At 61.4% G+C, this 18,981-nt stretch carries 17 protein-coding genes; 9 read left to right on the top strand and 8 right to left on the bottom strand.

Translation table 11 applies throughout. The annotated features are described in order from the left end of the window. Positions 1 to 15: 15 nt before the first annotated feature. From eutB to IEX40_RS19920, 6 genes are all read right to left on the bottom strand, one after another. Positions 16 to 1,029, bottom strand: coding sequence for a hydroxyectoine utilization dehydratase EutB (eutB, locus tag IEX40_RS19945; RefSeq protein WP_188751591.1), 1,014 nt, complete (start codon positions 1,027 to 1,029; stop codon positions 16 to 18). After that, on the bottom strand, positions 1,026 to 1,745 hold the full coding sequence (locus IEX40_RS19940; RefSeq protein WP_188751589.1) for a GntR family transcriptional regulator: 720 nt from the start codon (positions 1,743 to 1,745) through the stop codon (positions 1,026 to 1,028). The genes eutB and IEX40_RS19940 overlap by 4 nt, the downstream gene beginning before the upstream one ends. 111 nt (positions 1,746 to 1,856) lie before the next feature. Continuing rightward, the gene (locus IEX40_RS19935) at positions 1,857 to 2,294 is read right to left on the bottom strand and encodes a universal stress protein (protein ID WP_188751587.1); all 438 of its coding nucleotides are present in this window, start codon (positions 2,292 to 2,294) and stop codon (positions 1,857 to 1,859) included. A gap of 10 nt (positions 2,295 to 2,304) precedes the next feature. Next, positions 2,305 to 3,594 (bottom strand): TRAP transporter large permease, encoded by a 1,290-nt coding sequence (locus tag IEX40_RS19930; RefSeq protein ID WP_188751585.1) that lies wholly within the window; start codon positions 3,592 to 3,594, stop codon positions 2,305 to 2,307. Between the two features lie 26 nt (positions 3,595 to 3,620). Next, a complete protein-coding gene (locus tag IEX40_RS19925; protein WP_188751583.1) occupies positions 3,621 to 4,199 on the bottom strand; it encodes a TRAP transporter small permease in 579 nt (192 codons plus the stop codon). Between the two features lie 114 nt (positions 4,200 to 4,313). Continuing rightward, positions 4,314 to 5,330, bottom strand: a complete 1,017-nt coding sequence (locus IEX40_RS19920; protein ID WP_188751581.1) for a TRAP transporter substrate-binding protein — start codon at positions 5,328 to 5,330, stop codon at positions 4,314 to 4,316. Positions 5,331 to 5,581: 251 nt separating this feature from the next. On the opposite strand from IEX40_RS19920, the gene IEX40_RS19915 reads away from it, so the two are divergent. The 5 genes from IEX40_RS19915 to IEX40_RS19895 all read left to right on the top strand — a co-directional run bounded on the left by IEX40_RS19915 (position 5,582) and on the right by IEX40_RS19895 (position 11,849). After that, positions 5,582 to 6,760: a M24 family metallopeptidase gene (locus IEX40_RS19915; RefSeq protein WP_188751579.1), complete on the top strand. Its 1,179-nt coding sequence runs from the start codon at positions 5,582 to 5,584 to the stop codon at positions 6,758 to 6,760. Positions 6,761 to 6,815: 55 nt separating this feature from the next. Then, a complete protein-coding gene (gene doeB, locus IEX40_RS19910; RefSeq protein WP_188751577.1) occupies positions 6,816 to 7,811 on the top strand; it encodes a N(2)-acetyl-L-2,4-diaminobutanoate deacetylase DoeB in 996 nt (331 codons plus the stop codon). 139 nt (positions 7,812 to 7,950) lie between these two features. After that, the gene (locus tag IEX40_RS19905) at positions 7,951 to 9,441 is read left to right on the top strand and encodes an NAD-dependent succinate-semialdehyde dehydrogenase (RefSeq protein WP_268235821.1); all 1,491 of its coding nucleotides are present in this window, start codon (positions 7,951 to 7,953) and stop codon (positions 9,439 to 9,441) included. A gap of 37 nt (positions 9,442 to 9,478) precedes the next feature. Further along, a complete protein-coding gene (locus tag IEX40_RS19900; protein WP_188751575.1) occupies positions 9,479 to 10,849 on the top strand; it encodes an aspartate aminotransferase family protein in 1,371 nt (456 codons plus the stop codon). Positions 10,850 to 10,910: 61 nt separating this feature from the next. Continuing rightward, entirely contained in the window at positions 10,911 to 11,849 is a 939-nt protein-coding gene (locus IEX40_RS19895) for a 2-hydroxyacid dehydrogenase (RefSeq protein WP_188751573.1), read from the top strand. A 4-nt stretch (positions 11,850 to 11,853) separates the two neighbouring features. Here IEX40_RS19895 and IEX40_RS19890 read toward each other — a convergent pair whose 3' ends face one another. Further along, a complete protein-coding gene (locus IEX40_RS19890; protein ID WP_188751571.1) occupies positions 11,854 to 12,765 on the bottom strand; it encodes an EamA family transporter in 912 nt (303 codons plus the stop codon). Between the two features lie 125 nt (positions 12,766 to 12,890). Between IEX40_RS19890 and IEX40_RS19885 the strand changes: the two genes are divergently transcribed. Further along, positions 12,891 to 14,282 carry an aminotransferase-like domain-containing protein gene (locus tag IEX40_RS19885; RefSeq protein ID WP_188751569.1) on the top strand — a complete coding sequence of 464 codons (1,392 nt, stop codon included), beginning with the start codon at positions 12,891 to 12,893 and terminating at the stop codon, positions 14,280 to 14,282. Positions 14,283 to 14,297: 15 nt separating this feature from the next. After that, entirely contained in the window at positions 14,298 to 14,864 is a 567-nt protein-coding gene (efpL, locus tag IEX40_RS19880; RefSeq protein ID WP_188751567.1) for an elongation factor P-like protein EfpL, read from the top strand. On the opposite strand, the gene IEX40_RS19875 is transcribed toward efpL, so the two are convergent. Then, positions 14,848 to 15,054 carry a hypothetical protein gene (locus IEX40_RS19875; RefSeq protein ID WP_188751565.1) on the bottom strand — a complete coding sequence of 69 codons (207 nt, stop codon included), beginning with the start codon at positions 15,052 to 15,054 and terminating at the stop codon, positions 14,848 to 14,850. The genes efpL and IEX40_RS19875 overlap by 17 nt on opposite strands. A 54-nt stretch (positions 15,055 to 15,108) precedes the next feature. On the opposite strand from IEX40_RS19875, the gene IEX40_RS19870 reads away from it, so the two are divergent. Further along, the gene (locus tag IEX40_RS19870) at positions 15,109 to 17,739 is read left to right on the top strand and encodes a bifunctional diguanylate cyclase/phosphodiesterase (RefSeq protein ID WP_188751562.1); all 2,631 of its coding nucleotides are present in this window, start codon (positions 15,109 to 15,111) and stop codon (positions 17,737 to 17,739) included. Positions 17,740 to 17,975: 236 nt separating this feature from the next. Beyond that, a complete protein-coding gene (locus IEX40_RS19865; RefSeq protein ID WP_188751560.1) occupies positions 17,976 to 18,767 on the top strand; it encodes a TIGR00266 family protein in 792 nt (263 codons plus the stop codon). Positions 18,768 to 18,981 lie beyond the last annotated feature (214 nt).

Raw genomic sequence — 18,981 nt, 5'->3', positions numbered from 1 at the left:
TCCCTCCTGTCCGGCTCATTTATCGACGCTTGGCGTCGTCCACACCTTATGCGTGCCATCGACGACGGCAGTAAAGCTGTCCATATCCACATTGCGGCCGGAGACGATAATCGCGATCCTTTGCCCAAGCCGCTCAGCCAACGCCGAGCGGCGCGCCGGTTCCAGCAATAGCGCCGCGCCCAAGGCCCCGGCGCCCTCGACCACCAACTGCTCCTCACGGTACAGATGGCGCATGCTACGGGCGATCTCGATCTCCTCCAGCAACACATACTCATCCATCAGCTTGCGTACGTGGGCGAAGGTGAAACGGTTGTGCAAGCCTATGCCGCCGCCGAGCGAATCGGCCAGGGTTGCCAGCTCCTCCACCTCGACTGGCTGGCCGCTGTCGAGGCTTGCCGCCATCGCCGCGCCACGCGCGGGGCTGACGCCGATCACCCGGATGCCCGGCTTGATCGCCTTGGCCGCCAGCGCCACACCGCTGAGCAAGCCGCCACCGGAGAGCCCGACGATCAGCGTATCCACCTCCGGCCACTCCTCCAGGATCTCCAGCCCGATGGTACCCTGGCCGGCGATGATGTCGGCATGGTCGAACGGCGGGATCTCCACCATCTCCTGCAGCGTGACCAGCTCCGCCACCAGTTTCTGTGCCTCATCCTGACTGTTGCCATGGATGCGGATATCGGCGCCGAGCCGACGAATCGCCTCCACCTTGTTGTCCGGTACCAGTGCCGACATGCAGATGGTGGCCTGCACCCCCAACTGTCTGGCCGCCCAGGCCAGCGCCCGGCCATGATTGCCGGTGGACGCACACACCACGCCCCTGTCCCGCTGCTCGGCAGTGAGATTGGCCAGCGCGTTGACCGCACCGCGCAGCTTGAACGCACCGGTGGGCTGGGTGGTTTCCAGCTTCAATCTGACCTCAGTGCGGGCATCCGACAGACTTAACGCCGGAATCAACGGGGTCCGGGTCACCCGCCCGGCAATCGCCCGGCGGGCGCGATAGACCTGGGCCAGTTCGATCAGTTTCATGCTACCCGTCCATTCTCGGCGGACATCAGCTTCAAGCGCTGCAGCGCCATGGCGATATGGCGACGCCGCAGGTTACCCAGCGCGACCAGCTGTCCGCTCTCGATCAACTGGATGGTCTCCCGGATCTCGTTGCAGAACAGCTCCGCCTCCATGGCGATCACATCCTCCCGCATCAGGAAGGGCCACATGCGCGAGGAGCGGTAAAACAGCATCACCAGCACCTCGCGCAGAGCGCGGTTTCCGATCAGCTCCATCAGCGCCTCGAAAAACTCGATATTGACCTGGGCAAACAGCCGCCGTGGCGACGCTGCCTCGGCGACAACGGAGGCTCTGTCCAACGTTGCCTGCACCCGCTGCAGCAGGTCCTCGGTGGGTGGCAACGGCGACATCAGTCCAAGCTGGGAGGCCAGTTCCATGCGCAGTTCATAGACATCGCACAGGTAGTTGAAGTCGATTTCGGTAACCTGGGTGCCAACGCCGTGGCGGATCTCCACCAGCCCCTCCAGCTCCAGCCGCCCCAAGACCCGCCGGATCGGCGTGCGACTGACGCCGAACTCCTTGGCCAGCGCGACTTCGGACAGCCGAGTGCCCGGCTCGTAGTCGAGCAGACAGATACGACTGCGCAGTGTGCGGTAGAGGTTCTCGAAGCGCAGCTCTGCGCTGCTTGCGCTCTCGCCGACGCCAGTGTTGATGGAGTCTTCCGGTATTGTGTTCATGGTTGCCGTATCGATCCTGTTAATCCAATCGCTGCTGTGCAGCGGTCGATAATGCCCCAGTTCGCGAACCACGACTATTGTTCCGCCGCTGCGCGGCGCGAGCCTGTCCCGTTACACCACCAGTACCGGGCACTTGGCCATGCCCGCCACCTTTTGCGACACGCTGCCGACAAGGAAATTTTCCGCCTCGCCCAGACCGTGACTGCCGACCACGATCAGATCGATAGCGTTCCGGTTGGCGAACTCGACGATGGTTTTAGCGGTATGCCCGCTTTTGACAAAGGCGCGCACGCCCGGGCACCCCTGCTCGGTTGCAAAGCGCTTGAAACTTTCCGCCACCTCCTGCGCGTAGCCCTTCATCAGATCATCCATGTGTTCGGGCTCACGTGGACGCACCATCGACATGGACGCCTCACGCAGGCTGTGGTGGCGAAATACCGACAGGATCATCAGCTCGGCACCGTGTACCTTCTGCAGCTCGACCGCCAGTTTGAGGGCTTCGAGCGCCCCTTCGGAACCGTCGGCGGGTAGCAGTATGCGTGTAAACACGGGGGCCTCCTCAACCTTTCGCGAACGCAAGATCGCGCAGGAACAGCGCAATATCGGGGAAGAAGATCAGCGCCACCGCCACCAATAGCAAAATCAGCACAAATGGCGGGGTTCCACGGATCACCTCGAAGTAGGGGCGCTTAAACACCGCCATGGCGGTGAATATGTCGCAGCCGAACGGCGGCGTAGCGGACCCTATCGCCACCTGCAGGGTGACGATGGTACCGACCAGCACCGGATCCAGTCCCACCGCCTCAACCACCGGCGCGAAGATCGGTACCAGGATCAGGATCACCACGATCGGGTCAACAAACATGCAGCCGATAAAGAAGGAGATCGAGATCACGAACAGTACCCCGATCGCGCCCATCTCATCCACGCCAATTGCACCGAGCAGCTCCTGCGGGATGCGGGCAAAGGAGATCACCCAGGAGAACGCGGCACCGGCACCGACCAGGATAAACACCACCCCGGTGATCAGCCCTGTGGACTTGGCGGTTTCATAAATATCGCGCGCACTGATGGCACGAAATACGATGAACTCCAGTATCAGCGCATAGAGCACACAGGCCGAGGCCGCTTCGGTGGGGCTGAAGATACCGCCGTAGATGCCGCCGACGATGATCACCGGAAAGCCCAATGGCCAGATCGCCTGCTGCACCGCATGCACCCTCTGCTTCCAGTTTGCCTTGGGCTCGGTGGGCACATCCTTGATGCGGGCGTAGATCATGCTGTAGATCGAGAACAGCACCAGGATCAGCAACCCTGGGCCGATACCGGCGATGAACAGCTCGGAGATCGAGGTGTTGGAGACCACACCGTAGATGATCATGCCGATGCTGGGCGGGATCAGGAAGGCGATATCACTGGAGTTGACGATCAGCGCCAGCACAAAATTGTCTTTATAGCCGGCCTGCAACATGCGCGGGCGCAGCGGCGAGCCCACCGCCACCACGGTGGCCTGGGTCGAGCCGGAAACCGCGCCAAACAGGGTACAGGCGGTGGCGGTACTCACCGCGAGGCCGCCTTTGATGTGTCCAACGAAGCTCATCACCATGTCGATCAAACGGTTGGCGGAGTGACCGCGGGTCATGATATCGGCAGCGAAGATAAACATCGGCACAGCGATCAGTGACGCCGGCCGGATACCAGCCATGAACTGCTGGACCATGAAGTCCATCTTGTCGATGCCGTTGAACAGTTCGTAGAAGCCGATGAAGGCACCGATGATCAGCGGAATCATCATCGGAAAGCCCAGTAACAGCAGGACGATCATGGTGAGAAAGATGGTTGCGGCCATGTCTGGCCCTCCTAAAGTTCGGCTCGCTACAGTTCCACTTCAGTGTCGTCATACCCCTCGAGCACCTTGGTCGACAGGTAGATATCCTTCTCCACCAGGTTCTTCACCGCGGTCAGCGCATACTGTATGCCGGTGACCGCGAACCCGACCGGCACCCAGAGGTAGATCCAGTACACCGGGATCTGCAGCGCTGGCAAGATTCGACCGGAGGTGGCCACTTTGCCGATGTAACCGATGGAGAAGTAACAGAGCGCCAGCATGCACAGCGACGAGATTATGGCGATCGCCACCATGAACACCTTGCGCACCGGCGCCGGCAGCGCGTCGTAGATTGCCGACATACGAATATGGCGGCCGTGGCGGGCGGCGTAGCCGATACCGGCGAAAGTGATCAGCACGATCAGAATCCGGTTCACCTCTTCGCTGAAAAACAGGCTCTCCTGGAATACGAAACGGCCGACCACGTTGGCGATGGTATTCAGCGCCATCAGCAACACGCTTACCGCCAGGCCGACGGACTCCAGGCGGCTGATGATCGAGTCGATGGTACCGAGAAAGCCGGGCAGGTCCGAGTCGTGCTCGCCCGGCTGAGGTTTGTCAGTCATTACACTGCTCCCGGGGCTTGTCCCGCTCCTGCGCAGCCATGCACGCGCGGGGTACCGTAGATCCTTTACATGTCGTGGGGGCCGAAGCCCCCGGATCGGGTGTTACCCTCTGCGTTACTTGCTGACCGCCTCGAGATCAGCTTTCATCTGCTCGAGGATCGCCTTGCCGCTGTCACCGGTCATCTCGATGAACTTCTTCTCCACCTCGGCCGCGGCGGCCTTGAACGGTGCACGCTCCTCTTCGCTGAGGACATTGACGACCATCTCCGGCTTGGCCTTCTTGATCTTATCCATCGACGCCTCGGTCAGGCCTTTTTGATAGTCGACGATGTAATCGAAAGCGGCCTCACTGGCATCCTGCACCAGCTTCTTGTCCGCATCGCTAAGGCCGTCATAGAACTCCTTGTTGGCCATCACGGCGGTGGTGAAGTTACTGTGCCCGGCAAAGGTGATCACATCGGTGACCTCGTACATCTTGGTCGATTCGATCCAGAACGCTGGGTTCTCCTGGCCCTGGATGATGTTGGTCTGCAGACCGCCGTACACCTCACCCCAGGGCAGCGGTGTCGGTGTGGCACCGAACGCCTGGTAGGTTTCCACCAGCAGCGGGTTGGTCATCACGCGAAACTTGACGCCATTCAGGTCGGCGGGTTGCTTCACCGGCTCCTGGGTGGTCATCGCGACCTCCCCCTCCGGGAACATCTTCAGCAGCTCCAGCCCCTGTTCGGCATACAGCTCCTTGAAATCTTCGTTGATCGCCTTACTGGTGCGGAAGAACTCGCTCAGTTGCTCCGACTCGGCGGGCAGCAGGTAAGGCACGAAAAACACCTGGGCTTCCGGGATCAGCGCACCGGTAAAGCCGGGTGACTGGTCGACGAACTGCAGGATTCCGGCCTGCGTCTGCTCCATGATATCAGCGGATTCGCCCAGGGTACCGTAGGGGAACAGCTCCACTTCATGATCAGAGTTTTTCTCAATCTCCTCCTTGAACTTGGTCGCATAGACACCCTGCACATCGGTTAACGCCTCTTCGAACGCATAACGCCAGGTATCCGCCTGCGCCACACCAGTGCTCATGACCAGGCCGGCCAGCACACTGGCGATAAATTTCGGAGTGAGTTTCTTCTTCATCTGAAATCCCTCTGCTTGAAGTTTTTGGGTATTGATCGGATTGGCGCTCGTGAAAGAAAACCGCCCTTAAAGAGGCGAATTCCGGGCGCTCGCGCTTTTTCAACATACAACCTGAAATGGGGAATGCAAACATGATGTATACATTTGAGCAATTTAGTACTACACATTAGCCATAAATAGACCAACAGGCTCAGAAAACGGCTGTACATGTATACATCTTAGTCTATAACACAGAATTTGGGATGTCAGAGATGAAAGCAAGTCGCCTTCGTTTCGAGGTAGCAGAGTATCTTGCCCGGCAGGCTAAAACCCGCCGAGCGATGATCGAGCAGGGGCTCGACCTGCTGGTGATCGCCGACCCCTCCAACATCTGCTGGCTCACCGGCTATGACGCCTGGTCGTTCTACGTCTATCAGTGTGTGGTGATCGGTGCCGACAGCGAACTGTTCTGGTTCGGCCGCGGTATCGATGCCCCGGCTGCCCATATCACCACCAATCTGCCGGACGAGGATATCGTCGCCTACCCGGACCACTACGTGCAGTCGCCGGATGTACACCCCACCGAATACTTGGCTCAGGTGCTCAAACAGCGCCAGCTCGATCGCGGTCATATCGGCGCCGAGATGGACAACTATTACCAGACCTACCGCGGTATGCACCTGTTGATGGAGTGCCTGCCCGATGCCACCTTCGCCGACGCCACCGCGCTGGTGAACTGGCAGCGCGCGATCAAATCTCCGGCCGAGATCGGCTATATGCGCCGCGCCGGGGAGGTGATCGAGGAGGTCTACCAGCGGGTATTGGCGGTGGCCGAACCCGGTATGCGCAAGAACGACCTGATTGCCGAGATTCTGCACGCCGCTACGCGCGGCACCCCTCAGACCTACGGCGACTATGCGGCGATCCAGCCGCTGATCTCCTCCGGCCACGAGGCCTGCGCCTGTCACCTGACCTGGGACGACAAACCGCTGCAGCACAACAGCGGTATCTGCCTTGAACTGGCCGGCGCCCACCACCGCTACCACTGCCCGGTCAGCCGTACCCTGCATTTCGGCCCGCCACCGAAAAAGTATCGCGATATCGAGGCGGTGATCCTCGATGCCATCGATCTGGTGCTGGATATGTGCAGACCCGGCACCCGCTGTTGCGAGATCGCCGACGCCTTTACCCAGCATATCCGCCGTCACGGCTACGAGAAGGACAATCGCTGCGGCTACTCCATCGGTCTGAGCTACCCACCGGACTGGGGCGAGCGCACCATGAGCCTGAGGGATTTCGACGATACCGAGCTGCAGGAGGGAATGTGTTTCCACTTCATGCCCGGCATGTGGTTCGACGACTGGGGTTTCGAGATCACCGAGAGCCTGACCGTGACCCCCGATGGCGGACAGGTACTCTCCCAGGTACCGCGCCATCTGTTCGTTAAATAGGAACCTCAGCTGTTTGTAATGGAGCCTCAGCTGTTTGCAATATAGGAGCCAGACCATGCGAGCGAATCCGATTACACCGACCATCGATTTTGACCGGGACGGCATCCAGCATGGCTTCCTGCGCCTGCCCTACTCCCGCAATGACTCCGCCTGGGGTGCGGTGATGATCCCGATCACCCAGTTCAAGAGCGGCGAGGGTTCCACCGCACTACTCACCGGCGGCAACCACGGCGACGAGTATGAAGGGCCGACCGCGCTGCTCAACTTCGCCGCCCGTGACCGGATCGACGACATCCGCGGCCGCATCATCATCGTGCCGGCGATGAACTACCCCGCCTTTCAGGCCGGCACCCGGGTTTCCCCCATCGACAGCCTGAACCTGAACCGCATCTTTCCGGGTCGACCCAATGGCAGTGTGACCGAAGTGATCGCTGACTACTTCTCCCACACCCTGGTGCCAATGGCCGACTACGTGCTCGATATCCACTCCGGCGGCAAGACCCTCGATTTCCTGCCCTTCGCCGCCTCCCATATTCTCGACGACAAGGATCAGCAGCAGCGCTGCGAAGCCGCCGCCAGCGCATTCGGCGCCCCCTACCGGCTGCAGATGCTGGAGATCGATGCCACCGGTCTGTACGACACCCAGGTCGAAGCCTACGGCAAGGTGTTCGTCACCACCGAGCTCGGTGGCGGCGGCACCACTTCCCCCGAGAGCATCCGCATTGCCAAACGGGGTGTGAATAACTTTCTGATCCACGCCGGCATTCTGGACGGGACACTGCAGGAACCGGAGCGAGATACCATCTGTCTGGATATGCCCGACTTTCGCTGCTACCTGTTTTGCGAACACAGTGGACTGGTGGAACCCTGCGTCGCGCTCGGCGACCCGGTACGCGAGGGTGAGCCGATGGCGCGCATCCACAGCATAGAGCGCACGGCCGTCCCGGCCGCAGAGTACCTGGCACCGCGAGACGGCGTGGTGATCGCCCGGCATGTCCCGTCGCGGGTCCAGATCGGCGACTGCCTGTTCGTGATCGGCGAGATCATGTAACCCCGGGACAGGAGAGACTCTCTAAAACGCCCGGCGAAAAAAGAGAGTTTCTCCCCCTGCACCGCCCAGTTCAGCAAACCTCTCGCCCAATTCCGGCCCACACTTAGAGTCACCATTTCCACATTAGGAGGGCCTGAACATGCAGTCGATGCAGAAACGCCATGCACGGGATGCACATCTGGACAGGTTGCAAGATCCGACGCTGCTGCGTGAGTTCGCCTATATCAATGGCGAGTGGTGCGCCGGCGATGCCGATGCCCTGATCGAGGTACGTAACCCGGCAGACGGCAGCTGGATAGGCTCCGTTGCCAGCCTCAGCGCCAACCAGAGCCGCGCCGCCGTATGGTGCGCCCATGAAGCGTTCGCCGCCTGGTCGATGAAGCTGCCGCAGGAGCGCGGTCAGATACTGCACCGCTGGTTCGAACTGATGCGCGAGAACCGCGAGGACCTGGCTCTGCTGATGACACTGGAACAGGGCAAGCCGATCTCCGAAGCACGCGGCGAAATCGACTACGCCGCCTCCTTCCTCGAGTACTACGCCGAGGAGGGCAAACGCGTGAATATCGAGAGCGTGATGTCCCACCTGGAGCGGGCCGAGGTGGAGCTCTGGCGCGAACCTGTCGGTGTGGCCGGACTGATCACGCCGTGGAACTTCCCCTCGGCGATGCTGACCCGCAAGGCAGGCGCAGCCCTGGCCGCCGGCTGCACCGTGGTCGCCCACCCCTCCTGGGAGACGCCGTTCTCAGCCTTGGCGCTGGCGGAGCTGGCCGAACGCGCCGGCATGCCCGCCGGGGTGTTCAACGTGCTGACCGGTGAAGCGCCGACCGTGGTCGCGCCCTGGACGGTGATGCCGGAGGTGCGCGCGCTCTCCTTCACCGGCTCCACCGAGATCGGCCGCCGCCTCTACCGCCAGAGCGCAGAGACGGTGAAACACCTGGTGCTGGAGCTGGGCGGTCACGCCCCCTTCCTGGTGTTTGCCGATGCCGATCTGGAGCACGCGGTCGACTGCGCCATCGACGCCAAGTTCGCCACCTCCGGGCAGGATTGCCTGGCCGCCAACCGGATTCTGGTGGAGCGCCCGGTCTACGAGACCTTCTGCCAGCGCTTTGCCGAGAAAACCGCAGCGCTGTCGGTGGGTCCCGGCATCGACGATCCACAGATCGGCCCGCTGATGAACGAGCGCGCCATCACCAAGCAGGAGGAGCAGGTCGCCGACGCCCTGCTGCACGGCGCACGTCTGCTCACCGGAGGCAAGCGTCACCCGGCCGGGGCGCTGTTCTTCCGACCCACGGTACTGGTTGACGTGGCGGCGGAGGCGTCGATCTTCCGCGAGGAGACCTTCGGCCCGGTGGCCGCCATTGCCCCGTTCGACACCGAGGAGGAGGCGATACGGCGTGCCAACGACAGCGAGTATGGCCTGGTCAGTTACATCCACACCGAGAGCGCCCACCGCATCTACCGTCTGACCCGGGCTTTGCAGTACGGCATGGTGGCGGTCAACCGCACCAAGGTGACCGGCGCGCCGATCCCGTTCGGCGGCATGAAACAGTCGGGCCTCGGCCGCGAAGGCGCGCGCTTGGGGATCGAAGCCTTTACCGAAGTGAAATATGTCTGTCGCGATTACGCCTAACCGGGCCACGCGTGCGCAGAAAAATTGGGAGGTACTTATGACCGATATCAACACCCTGGAAAACTGGGACCGCGACAACTTCTTTCACCCCTCCACCCACCTGGCCAATTTCGCCCGCGGCGATATGCCGAACCGGGTGATCAAAGGCGGCAAGGGGGTGTTTATCGAGGATATCAACGGCAACCGCCTGCTCGATGCCTTTGCCGGCCTGTATTGCGTCAATGTCGGCTATGGCCGGCAGAAGGTGATCGATGCGATCAGCCAACAGGCCAATCAGCTGGCCTACTACCACGCGTACGTGGGCCATGGCACGGAAGCCTCGATCACCCTGTCGAAAATGATCCTCGACCGGGCACCCGCGCACATGTCCAAGGTCTACTACGGCCTGTCCGGCTCAGATGCCAACGAGACCAACATCAAGCTGGTCTGGTACTACAACAATGTGCTCGGTCGGCCGCGCAAGAAGAAGATCATCTCCCGCTGGCGCGGCTATCACGGCTCCGGCCTGATGAGCGGCTCGCTGACCGGCCTGCAGCTGTTTCACCAGCAGTTCGACCTGCCGCTGAGCCAGGTTATCCACACCGAAGCGCCCTACTACTACCTGCGCGAGGATGGCAACCTGAGCGAGGAGCAGTTCTCCGCCCACTGTGCCGAGGAGCTGGAGAAACTGATCCTGCGCGAGGGCGCCGATACCATCGCCGCCTTTATCGGCGAGCCGGCGCTGGGCACCGGCGGCCTGGTGCCGCCGCCAAAAGGCTACTGGGAAGCGATCCAGCCGGTCTTGAGCAAACACGATATCCTGCTGATCTCCGACGAGGTGGTCACTGGCTTCGGCCGCCTGGGCAGCATGTTCGGCTCGGAACACTACGGCATGAAACCGGATATCATCACCATCGCCAAGGGGCTGACGTCCGCCTATGCGCCCTTGTCCGGTTCCATCGTCTCCGACAAGGTGTGGCAGGTGCTGGAGCAGGGCACCGATAAATTTGGCGTGTTCGGTCACGGCTGGACCTACTCCGCCCACCCGATCGGCGCCGCCGCCGGCATCGCCAACCTGGAGCTGGTGGATGAGCTGAACCTGGTCGCCAATGCCGCGGAAACCGGCGCCTACTTCAAGCAGGCACTGCGCGAGGCGATCGGCGATCACCCCCATGTCGGCGAGGTGCGCGGAGAGGGCCTGCTCTGTGCCGTGGAGTTCGTCGACGACAAGGCCAGTCGCAAGCGCTACGAGTCACTCGGCAGCGTCGGCGGCCAGCTGGCCAGTGCACTGCTCAAGCGTGGCGTGATCGCCCGCGCCATGCCGCAGGGCGATATCCTCGGCTTCGCACCGCCTTTGTGCATCACGCCGGATGAATGCGATCAGGTGGTTGCGGCACTCAAGGATGCAGTGACCGAAGTGCTCGGGTAAGCTCTGCGGAACCGATGTTAAGGGGGCGACGGACGCCCCCTCTGCCGTTTTGGAGCCCCCGATGCAGATACCGCTGATCGCCGATATCGATCCCGCCGAGCACGCGCTTTGGCTGGAAAGCCTGAATGCCGCCCTGCCCGAACTGGAGATCCTGGCTTCGGCGCAGTTCAGCGACGAGCAGGCCAAAGTCCCCAACTTCGCCATCGTCGCCAACCCTGCACCCGAGGAGTTGCGCCGCTTCCCCAACCTGAGCTGGGTGCAGAGCCTCTGGGCCGGGGTGGAGAAGATGGTAGGGATGCCGGAGCTGGAGCAGATCGCCATCGTGCGGATGCAGGATCCGGAACTGGCGCGGGTGATGGCCGAGGCGGTGCTGGCCTGGACCCTCTACCTGCATCGCGAGATGCCCACCTATGCCCGTCAGCAGCAACAGAAAGTCTGGCAGCAGCATCTGTACACCCCGCCCTCGGAGCGCAGCGTGGGTGTACTCGGCATCGGCAACCTGGGGCAGGAGGCGATCCACAGATTGCGCGCCAACGGTTTCAAGGTGTGCAGCTGGAGCCGCTCGGCGCAGACCATTCCCGGCGTAACCCACTATGCGGGTATCGATCAGCTGGAGCCCATGCTCGGGCAGTGCGACATCCTGGTTGCGCTGCTGCCGCTGACCGAAGAGACCCGACAGCTGATCAATGCCAAACGGCTCGACCAACTCAAACCCGGCGCCAGCCTCATCAACTTCGCCCGCGCCGCGATCTTCGACTACGACGCGATGCTAGATCGGCTCGACAGCGGCGCGCTAAAGCATGCTGTGCTCGATGTGTTCGAGCAGGAGCCACTGCCGCCGACAAGCCTTCTCTGGGCGCATCCGTCGATCACTCTGCTGCCGCATATCTCCGGGCCTACCGATATCCGCAGCGCCAGCCGTATCGTGCAGCAGAACATCCGCCGCTACCTGGCCGACGGCGATGTCCCGGAGGCGGTCGATTACCGGCGTGGCTACTAGTCCATCAGATGCGGCTACGCAGCGGCACCAGCGACGATGCCCGTCGACCCATGCCCTTTAACCACCGATGCTGCCACTGGCCAACAACCAAGCCGGACAGGATCAGCAGGCAGGAGAGGAGCTTGATCGCCCCGATCTGCTCATCGTAAAACACGGCGCTACCGATCAAGCCAAACACCGGTACCAACAACGTGAAAGGGGCGACCGTCGACAGCGGGTAGCGCACCAGCAAGCGGTTCCATAACCAGTAACCCAGCAAGGTGGTAGGGTAGGCCTGGAACAGCACCGAGAACCAGACACTGGCGTTCATCTGCTCCGATACCTGCAGCACGCCGTCCAGGCCCTGGCGCACACATACCAGCAGCAGTAACGGCAGCGGGGCAAACAGCATGCCCCACACGCTGAACGCGAACACCTGATCGGTACCGGCGCGTTTGACGATGATGCCGGTCAGGCTCCAGCACAGGGCGCCGAGCATGACCAAGGCAAGCCCGACCGGCGCCACCGAACCATCCTCCAGCGTAAGGCTGACAAACAGACCCAGCATCGCCAGCAGCGCCCCCGCCACCTTGCCCAGCCCGACTTTCTCCCTTAAAAAGCCGACACCCAGCAGCAGGCTAAAGACCACGCTCAGCTGAAGCAGCAGCCCCGCCATGCCTGCGGAGATACCCGCCTCTATGGACCAGGTCACCATCCCCCATACGCCGAGACCGAATACCAGGCCGTACGCCAGCAGAAATCGCCAAGCCACCGGCGGACGGGCGACGAAGAAAATGGCCGGTATCGTCGCCAGCGTAAAACGCAGCGCAACCAGCATCAGCGGATCGATCTGATCCGCCCCCAATTTAATCACGGAAAAATTGAACCCCCACAGGCACATCACGGCCAGGCCCAGTACCACGTCCTGAATACGCATACTCCCCTCCTCCGAAAATTGAGAAAGCAGTATTGATCCGGCACAAAACAGTAAACAGATTCAATTTTTAACAAAAAAAGATATACAATTTTTGAGATACGGAGCTATCAAGACGGGGACTCCCGATGCGTTACAAACAGATGGCGGATCAGATCATTGCCGATATCGAATCCGGCCGACTGCCCGGCAACAGCCGCCTTCCCTCCCTGCGCAGATCGGCTCGGCTCTATTCCGTCAGCATGACCACGGCGATCAACTGCTATCACTATCTCGAGGAGCTGGGCTGGCTAACTGCCAAGCCACAATCCGGGTTTTACGTGTCGCAACCGGCGCTTCCTGCCCGACCGCCCGGCCTGCCCCGGTTCGAGAGCCGCATTACAACCCCGCACATGCCGCCGGCCGCCGGCAGGATGAGCGGCCCGCTGGGCATCTCGCAGCTGGGTCCGTCCCTGCTGCCGACCGCAGCGTTCAATCGCAGCGTCAAGCGGGCGCTCCGGCACTCAAGCGAATACCTCGAACGCTATCCCGATCCCCAGGGCGAGGCGGCGCTACGCCAGGCACTGGCCTCTCATTTCGCCGGCTACGGTTTCCCTTTTGCCGCGTCGGAACTGGTGATCGGCAACGGCTGTATCGATGCCGTCCGCGTCGCCCTGGAGCTGACCACCCAACCCGGTGATGCGGTGGCGATCAGCTCGCCCTGCTTCAACGGCCTGCTGGAGTTACTGGCACTGCTGGACCGCCGGGTAGTCGAGATCCCCAGTACCGCAGAGGGCATAGACCTGGAGCAGTTGGAACACCACCTGAGCCGGCGGCATGTGAAAGCCGGTCTGTTCAGCACCACCCATATGAATCCCCAGGGCATCAGCATGACACCCCGGCAGAAGCAGAAGCTGGCTGAACTGGCGGAAACCTATGCGACCCCGATTATCGAAGATGACATCTACATGGAGCTGGGGCACGGCAACGTCACCCCGCTGCCGGCCAAATATTGGGATAGAAGCGGTTACATCCTTTGGTGCGGCTCGGTGTCGAAGACATTGAGCGCAGGATTACGCATCGGCTGGTGCCTGCCGGGGCGCTATCTGGAACGCTATCGTCAGCATCGATCGGTTGGACAATTCGGTCTCAACGCACTGTCACAGGCGGCATTGGCCGACTTTATCGGTACCGGGCAGTATCATGCCCACCTGCAGAAAGTACGCTCCCTGTTAAAACGGCAGATATCCGCCTACCAGAGCTTCCTGCAAAACGCCCTAGCGGATAATATTGCGCTCAGCCACCCCTCCGGGGGACTGGTACTCTGGCTGCAGAGCCCTGGCTTGAACTGCACGGAGCTGAATCGGCGAGCCAGAGAGATAGGGCTGGGTATTCGCCCAGGCTGCGAGTTCACCACGCTCTCACTGTACCAGGACTGCTTGAGGATCAACGCCGGCTGGCCACTGGACTATGAACAGAATGGCCGATATCCGGCGCGCGATGCCCTGCAACAACTGATCGGTCTTATACAACATCCCTGATTTTTCGAGGTCAACATGCCCAAGGCATCCGAACTTAAGCGTGGCCAGGTCGTCGATATAGACGGCAAACTGATGATGGCCCAGAGTATCGACGTGCGTAACCCCACCGCACGCGGCGCCTCCACCCTGTACCGTGTCCGTTTCAGCCAGATCCCGGGCGGCGGCAAGCATGAAGCCACCTACGTCGGCGACGATATCCTCAAGGAGGTAGCACTGGAGCGGCGCAAGGCCTCCTACCTCTATCGCGAGGACGATCTGTACTACTTCATGGATGCCGAGGACTACAGCCAGTACGGCATCAACGGTTCGGTGATCGAAGACCAGCTTCCCTACCTGATCGAAAACATGGAAGGGATCATGGTGTCGCTGGTGGATGGCAATGCCATCGCCATCCAGTTGCCACCGATCGTGGTGATGGAGATCGTCGAAACCGTGCCCGGCATGAAGGCTGCCAGCGCCACCGGTCGCACCAAGGCGGCGAAGTTCGCCAACGGCCTGGAGCTGCAGGTGCCCGAGTATCTGGAGACAGGCGAGAAGGTGAAGATCAACACCGAGACCGGCAAGTTCAGTTCAAGAGCCTGATCCGACCGACACGCGGCGGAAGATCGCGCTCTTCCGCCGCCACTATCCCGCCAGCTGCCAGGCTAAGCCTCTGCATTTCCATCACTTTTTCCACCTCCGGCTTGAAGATCGCCCAAGATTCCGTTTGAATGCCTGATACCCGGGCTGCAAGGTAGCGGCACTGTTGGCTGGCTCGTCCGATGTCCGCCATTGGAAAGGACGCTCCATTAAGCGACTACAGTACGAGCCAAACCCTAAGACATCGATGATTACTCTGGACAAGTCCGGCACACCCCAAACAACGCAAACCACAAAGCGCGCGCCTGCTATCGGATCGATCATCATCGGTGCCCTGATCTACTTCATCATCGCCTTCGCAACGATGCACCTGCCCTACCCCGACGGCACGATCGCTACCATCTGGTATCCCAATGCGGTTGCTATATGTCTGTTGCTGACACGTCCGATCCGCGAATGGCCACTGCATCTGTTCGCGTTGGCGCTGGCCAATCTGAGCGCCGGCCTGATGGCCGGAGGCAGTCTGAGCCGTGTGCCGCTCTATGTTGCCGGCAATCTGGTCGAGGTTCTGACCGGTGGCCTGCTGTTGAAACGATTCTGTGCGCTGGGCGAAAGCATCACCCGCGCCGAAGGCATGCTGCGGGCTCTGCTGCTGGGCAGCCTGGTGCCGTCGGCGATCGCCGCCGCGCTATCCGCACTGATTTTCTATTCGATCAATGGCAGCGATCTCGGCAGCAGCTGGAGCAGCTGGTTCGGTAGCAGCGCCATCGGTGGCGTCGCCGTACTTCCGGTCGGTCTGCTCTGCCTGGCTCGGGGCCGCACAGCCTTGACCTCGTTGATCTTTCAACCGCATAGCCTGCTCGCGGTCGCCATTACGCTGGCGGTCGCCTCCTGGGCCCCCGCTTACGTCCCCCACCCGTTTATCTATGTCACCGCAGCACTGGCGATAACCGCGATCATCGGCCGCTTCCCCGCCGTCGCTCTGGCACTGCCGATCTGCTCAGTGCTGGTCGCCGTACGCTTGGGCAACAACACCGGGGAATGGGCAGAAATGCCGCGCGAACTGCAGGACATGCTGATCTACCTGCCGCTGGTGCTGACCCTGTTGCCACCGGTGCTGTTGGCTGCCTCTTTGGAGCGCCTGCTGCTTACCGCCGAAGCGCTGAGCGAGGAGAAAGAGCGCGCCGAAGTGACCCTGCACTCGATCGCCGACGGCGTCATCACCACCGATCCGCAGGCCCGGATCACCTATCTCAACCCTGTTGCGGAGAAGATGCTCGGATGGCCTCTGGAGCAGGCACAGGGCCGTGCTTTTGATGACGTGGTCAGGGTGTCTGACCAGCGCAACGGCAGGCTACGGGCCGATACCATTATCCGCAGCCAGCTGGAGCGCGAGCACAATGACGTGCTCGACAACCTGGTCCTGCGCAGTCGTGATGGCCGCGAATACGGCATCCGTGAAAGTGTGTCGCCGATCAGAACCGCTGATCATACGCTGATCGGCAGCGTCATGGTGATGACGGATATTACCGAGACGCGGCAGTTGGCGCGCAAGATGCTCCGCCTGGCCCATCATGACGATCTGACCGACCTGCCCAACCGTATCCTGTACCAGGACCGCCTGCTGCACGCCTGCCAACAGGGCGAGCGCCACTCGCAACGCTTCGCGGTGATGTTCATGGATCTGGACCATTTCAAGAAGATCAACGACTCCCTCGGCCACGCCGCCGGTGACGAGCTGCTGAAACTGGTGGCCCGGCGTTTGACCGACACACTGAACCGCAGCGATACCATCGCCCGTCTTGGCGGCGATGAATTCGTCATGCTGCTCGATGACATCGCCTCCGCCGAAGCGGCGGGCGAACTGGCCAGCAAGTTGATCGACGCGCTGAACCAGCCCTACATGCTGCAGGAAACCGAGTTGATGATCACCGCCAGCCTCGGCATAGCGCTCTACCCCGAGGACGGCAGGGACCCGTCGACGCTGATGAAACATGCCGATGCCGCGATGTACCGAGCCAAACGGGATGGTCGCAACGGTTTCCATCTGTTCTCGCCCAGCGCCGACGACGCCGCCATCGCCCGCCTGAAGCTGGAAAACGACATGCGCCGCGCCATCCCCAATGGCGAGTTCGTACTGCACTATCAGCCGGTTGTCGAAGCCGGCACGCACCGGATCAGCTCCGTCGAGGCACTGGTCCGCTGGGACAGGGGCGAAGAGGGACTGGTGCGGCCCGACCTGTTCATCCCGGTGGCGGAGGAGAGCGGGCTGATCGTGCCGCTGGGCGAGCAGTTGCTGGAACAGGCCTGCCGACAGCTGCAGCGCTGGCGCGGCACGGCACTGGAGGGGGTGCGGATCGCCGTCAACGCCTCGACTGTTCAGCTCAGGGAGAAGGAGTTCGCCGCCAAGCTGGCCAACCTGCTTGAGCGCTACGATGTCAGCGGCCACCAGCTCGAGCTGGAGATCACCGAGTCCACGCTGATGACCGACTCGGAACGGATGCTCGGCATGCTCGAACAGATCAAGGCACTGGGGCTGGGCATCTCGATCGATGACTTCGGCACCGGCTATTCGAGTCTTAGTTACCTGAAGCGTTTCCCGGTCGACACGGTCAAGGTTGACCGCAGCTTCGTCCGTGATATGGAGGAGGACAGCAGCGATCGCGAACTGATCCGGGCCATCCTCGCCATGTCCCGCAGCCTGGAGCTGAAAGTGATCGCCGAGGGTGTGGAAACCGAGGGCCAGGCCAGCATCCTGGCCGAAATGGGCTGCCCTTACCTGCAGGGTTACCTGTTCGCCAAACCCAGCGACCCAGCTTCACTGTTGACCTTTGCCAACAGTCATAGCCGTCCGGATAGTGCAAACTGGGTGATCTGATCAGCCCCTCACCATGTAGGCAGGAGATGTAGGGCGGAACAGAAGGCTGGCTGCTCCAGGAAGAGAGATGACGAATAACTATCCCTGTAATTCGCCGACGGAACCTCCTGTTCCTGCTGCGAGGGTAAGGGTTGAGAAACATCCCGTCAACCGAACCTTCCAGCTAGAATGGCACTCACATCTTCAACACCACACCTTCCTCAACTGGAAAACTGTACGGAAACAGGAGACTCACGATGCGTTGCCATGAAGTAGATTACCAGATCATCGGCGCCGAAATGCAGCTGGTCGAGGTGGAGCTCGACCCGGGCGAAACGGTGATCGCCGAAGCCGGGGCGATGACCTACATGGAGCAGGATATCGACTTCGAGACCAAGATGGGCGATGGCTCAAACCCCGATGAGGGGATCATGGGCAAGCTGTTCTCCGCCGGCAAGCGGATGTTCACCGGCGAGTCTATCTTCACCACCCACTTCACCAACCGCGGCTCAAGCAAGCGCCGCGTCGCCTTCGCCGCGCCCTATCCGGGCAATATCGTGCCGCTCAATATGGCCGAGCTGGGGCAGAAGATCACCTGCCAGAAAGATGCTTTCCTCTGCGCCGCGCTGGGCACCAAGGTCAGTATCGCCTTCAACCGCCGTATCGGTTCCGGCCTGTTCGGCGGCGAGGGCTTTATCCTGCAGACGCTGGAGGGGGACGGCATGGCCTTTATCCAGGCGGGTGGCACCGTGGTACCGAAGAAGCTCAACGGCGAGACGCTACGCGTCGACACCGGTTGCCTGGTCGGCTTTACCGCGGGGATCGATTACGACATTCAGCGCGCCGGCAACCTGAAGTCGATGGTCTTCGGCGGTGAGGGGCTGTTCCTGGCCACCCTGCGCGGCACCGGTACCGTCTGGCTGCAGAGTCTGCCGTTCTCACGCATGGCCGACAGGATCATCGCCAGCGCACCGAGTTCGGGTGGCAGCGACAAGGGCGAAGGCTCGGTACTTGGAGGCCTGGGTCGTCTGATCGATGGAGACCGCTGACAGCAGCGGCCGATCCTGGTCACCGGAGTCGGCGCCTCGCCGGATCCGGTGCGAACGCCGAATCTGAGTGCCACTTGATGGAGGTCAGGCAATCCCGAAAACATCCAGACAATTAGGAATTTTTCCTAGATTTGTCCGAATTGAATACTGGTACACTCCGCGGGGTTGATGGCTGATCCCTGCAGCCGGCTCAACTACTGGACAGTGTTTTCTT

The organism is Marinobacterium zhoushanense (assembly GCF_014641945.1).
GTDB classification, from domain to species: Bacteria; Pseudomonadota; Gammaproteobacteria; order Pseudomonadales; family Balneatricaceae; genus Marinobacterium_D; species Marinobacterium_D zhoushanense.
Note: the sequence above shows the minus strand (reverse complement) of the source record. Positions and strands in the feature narration are given on the sequence as shown.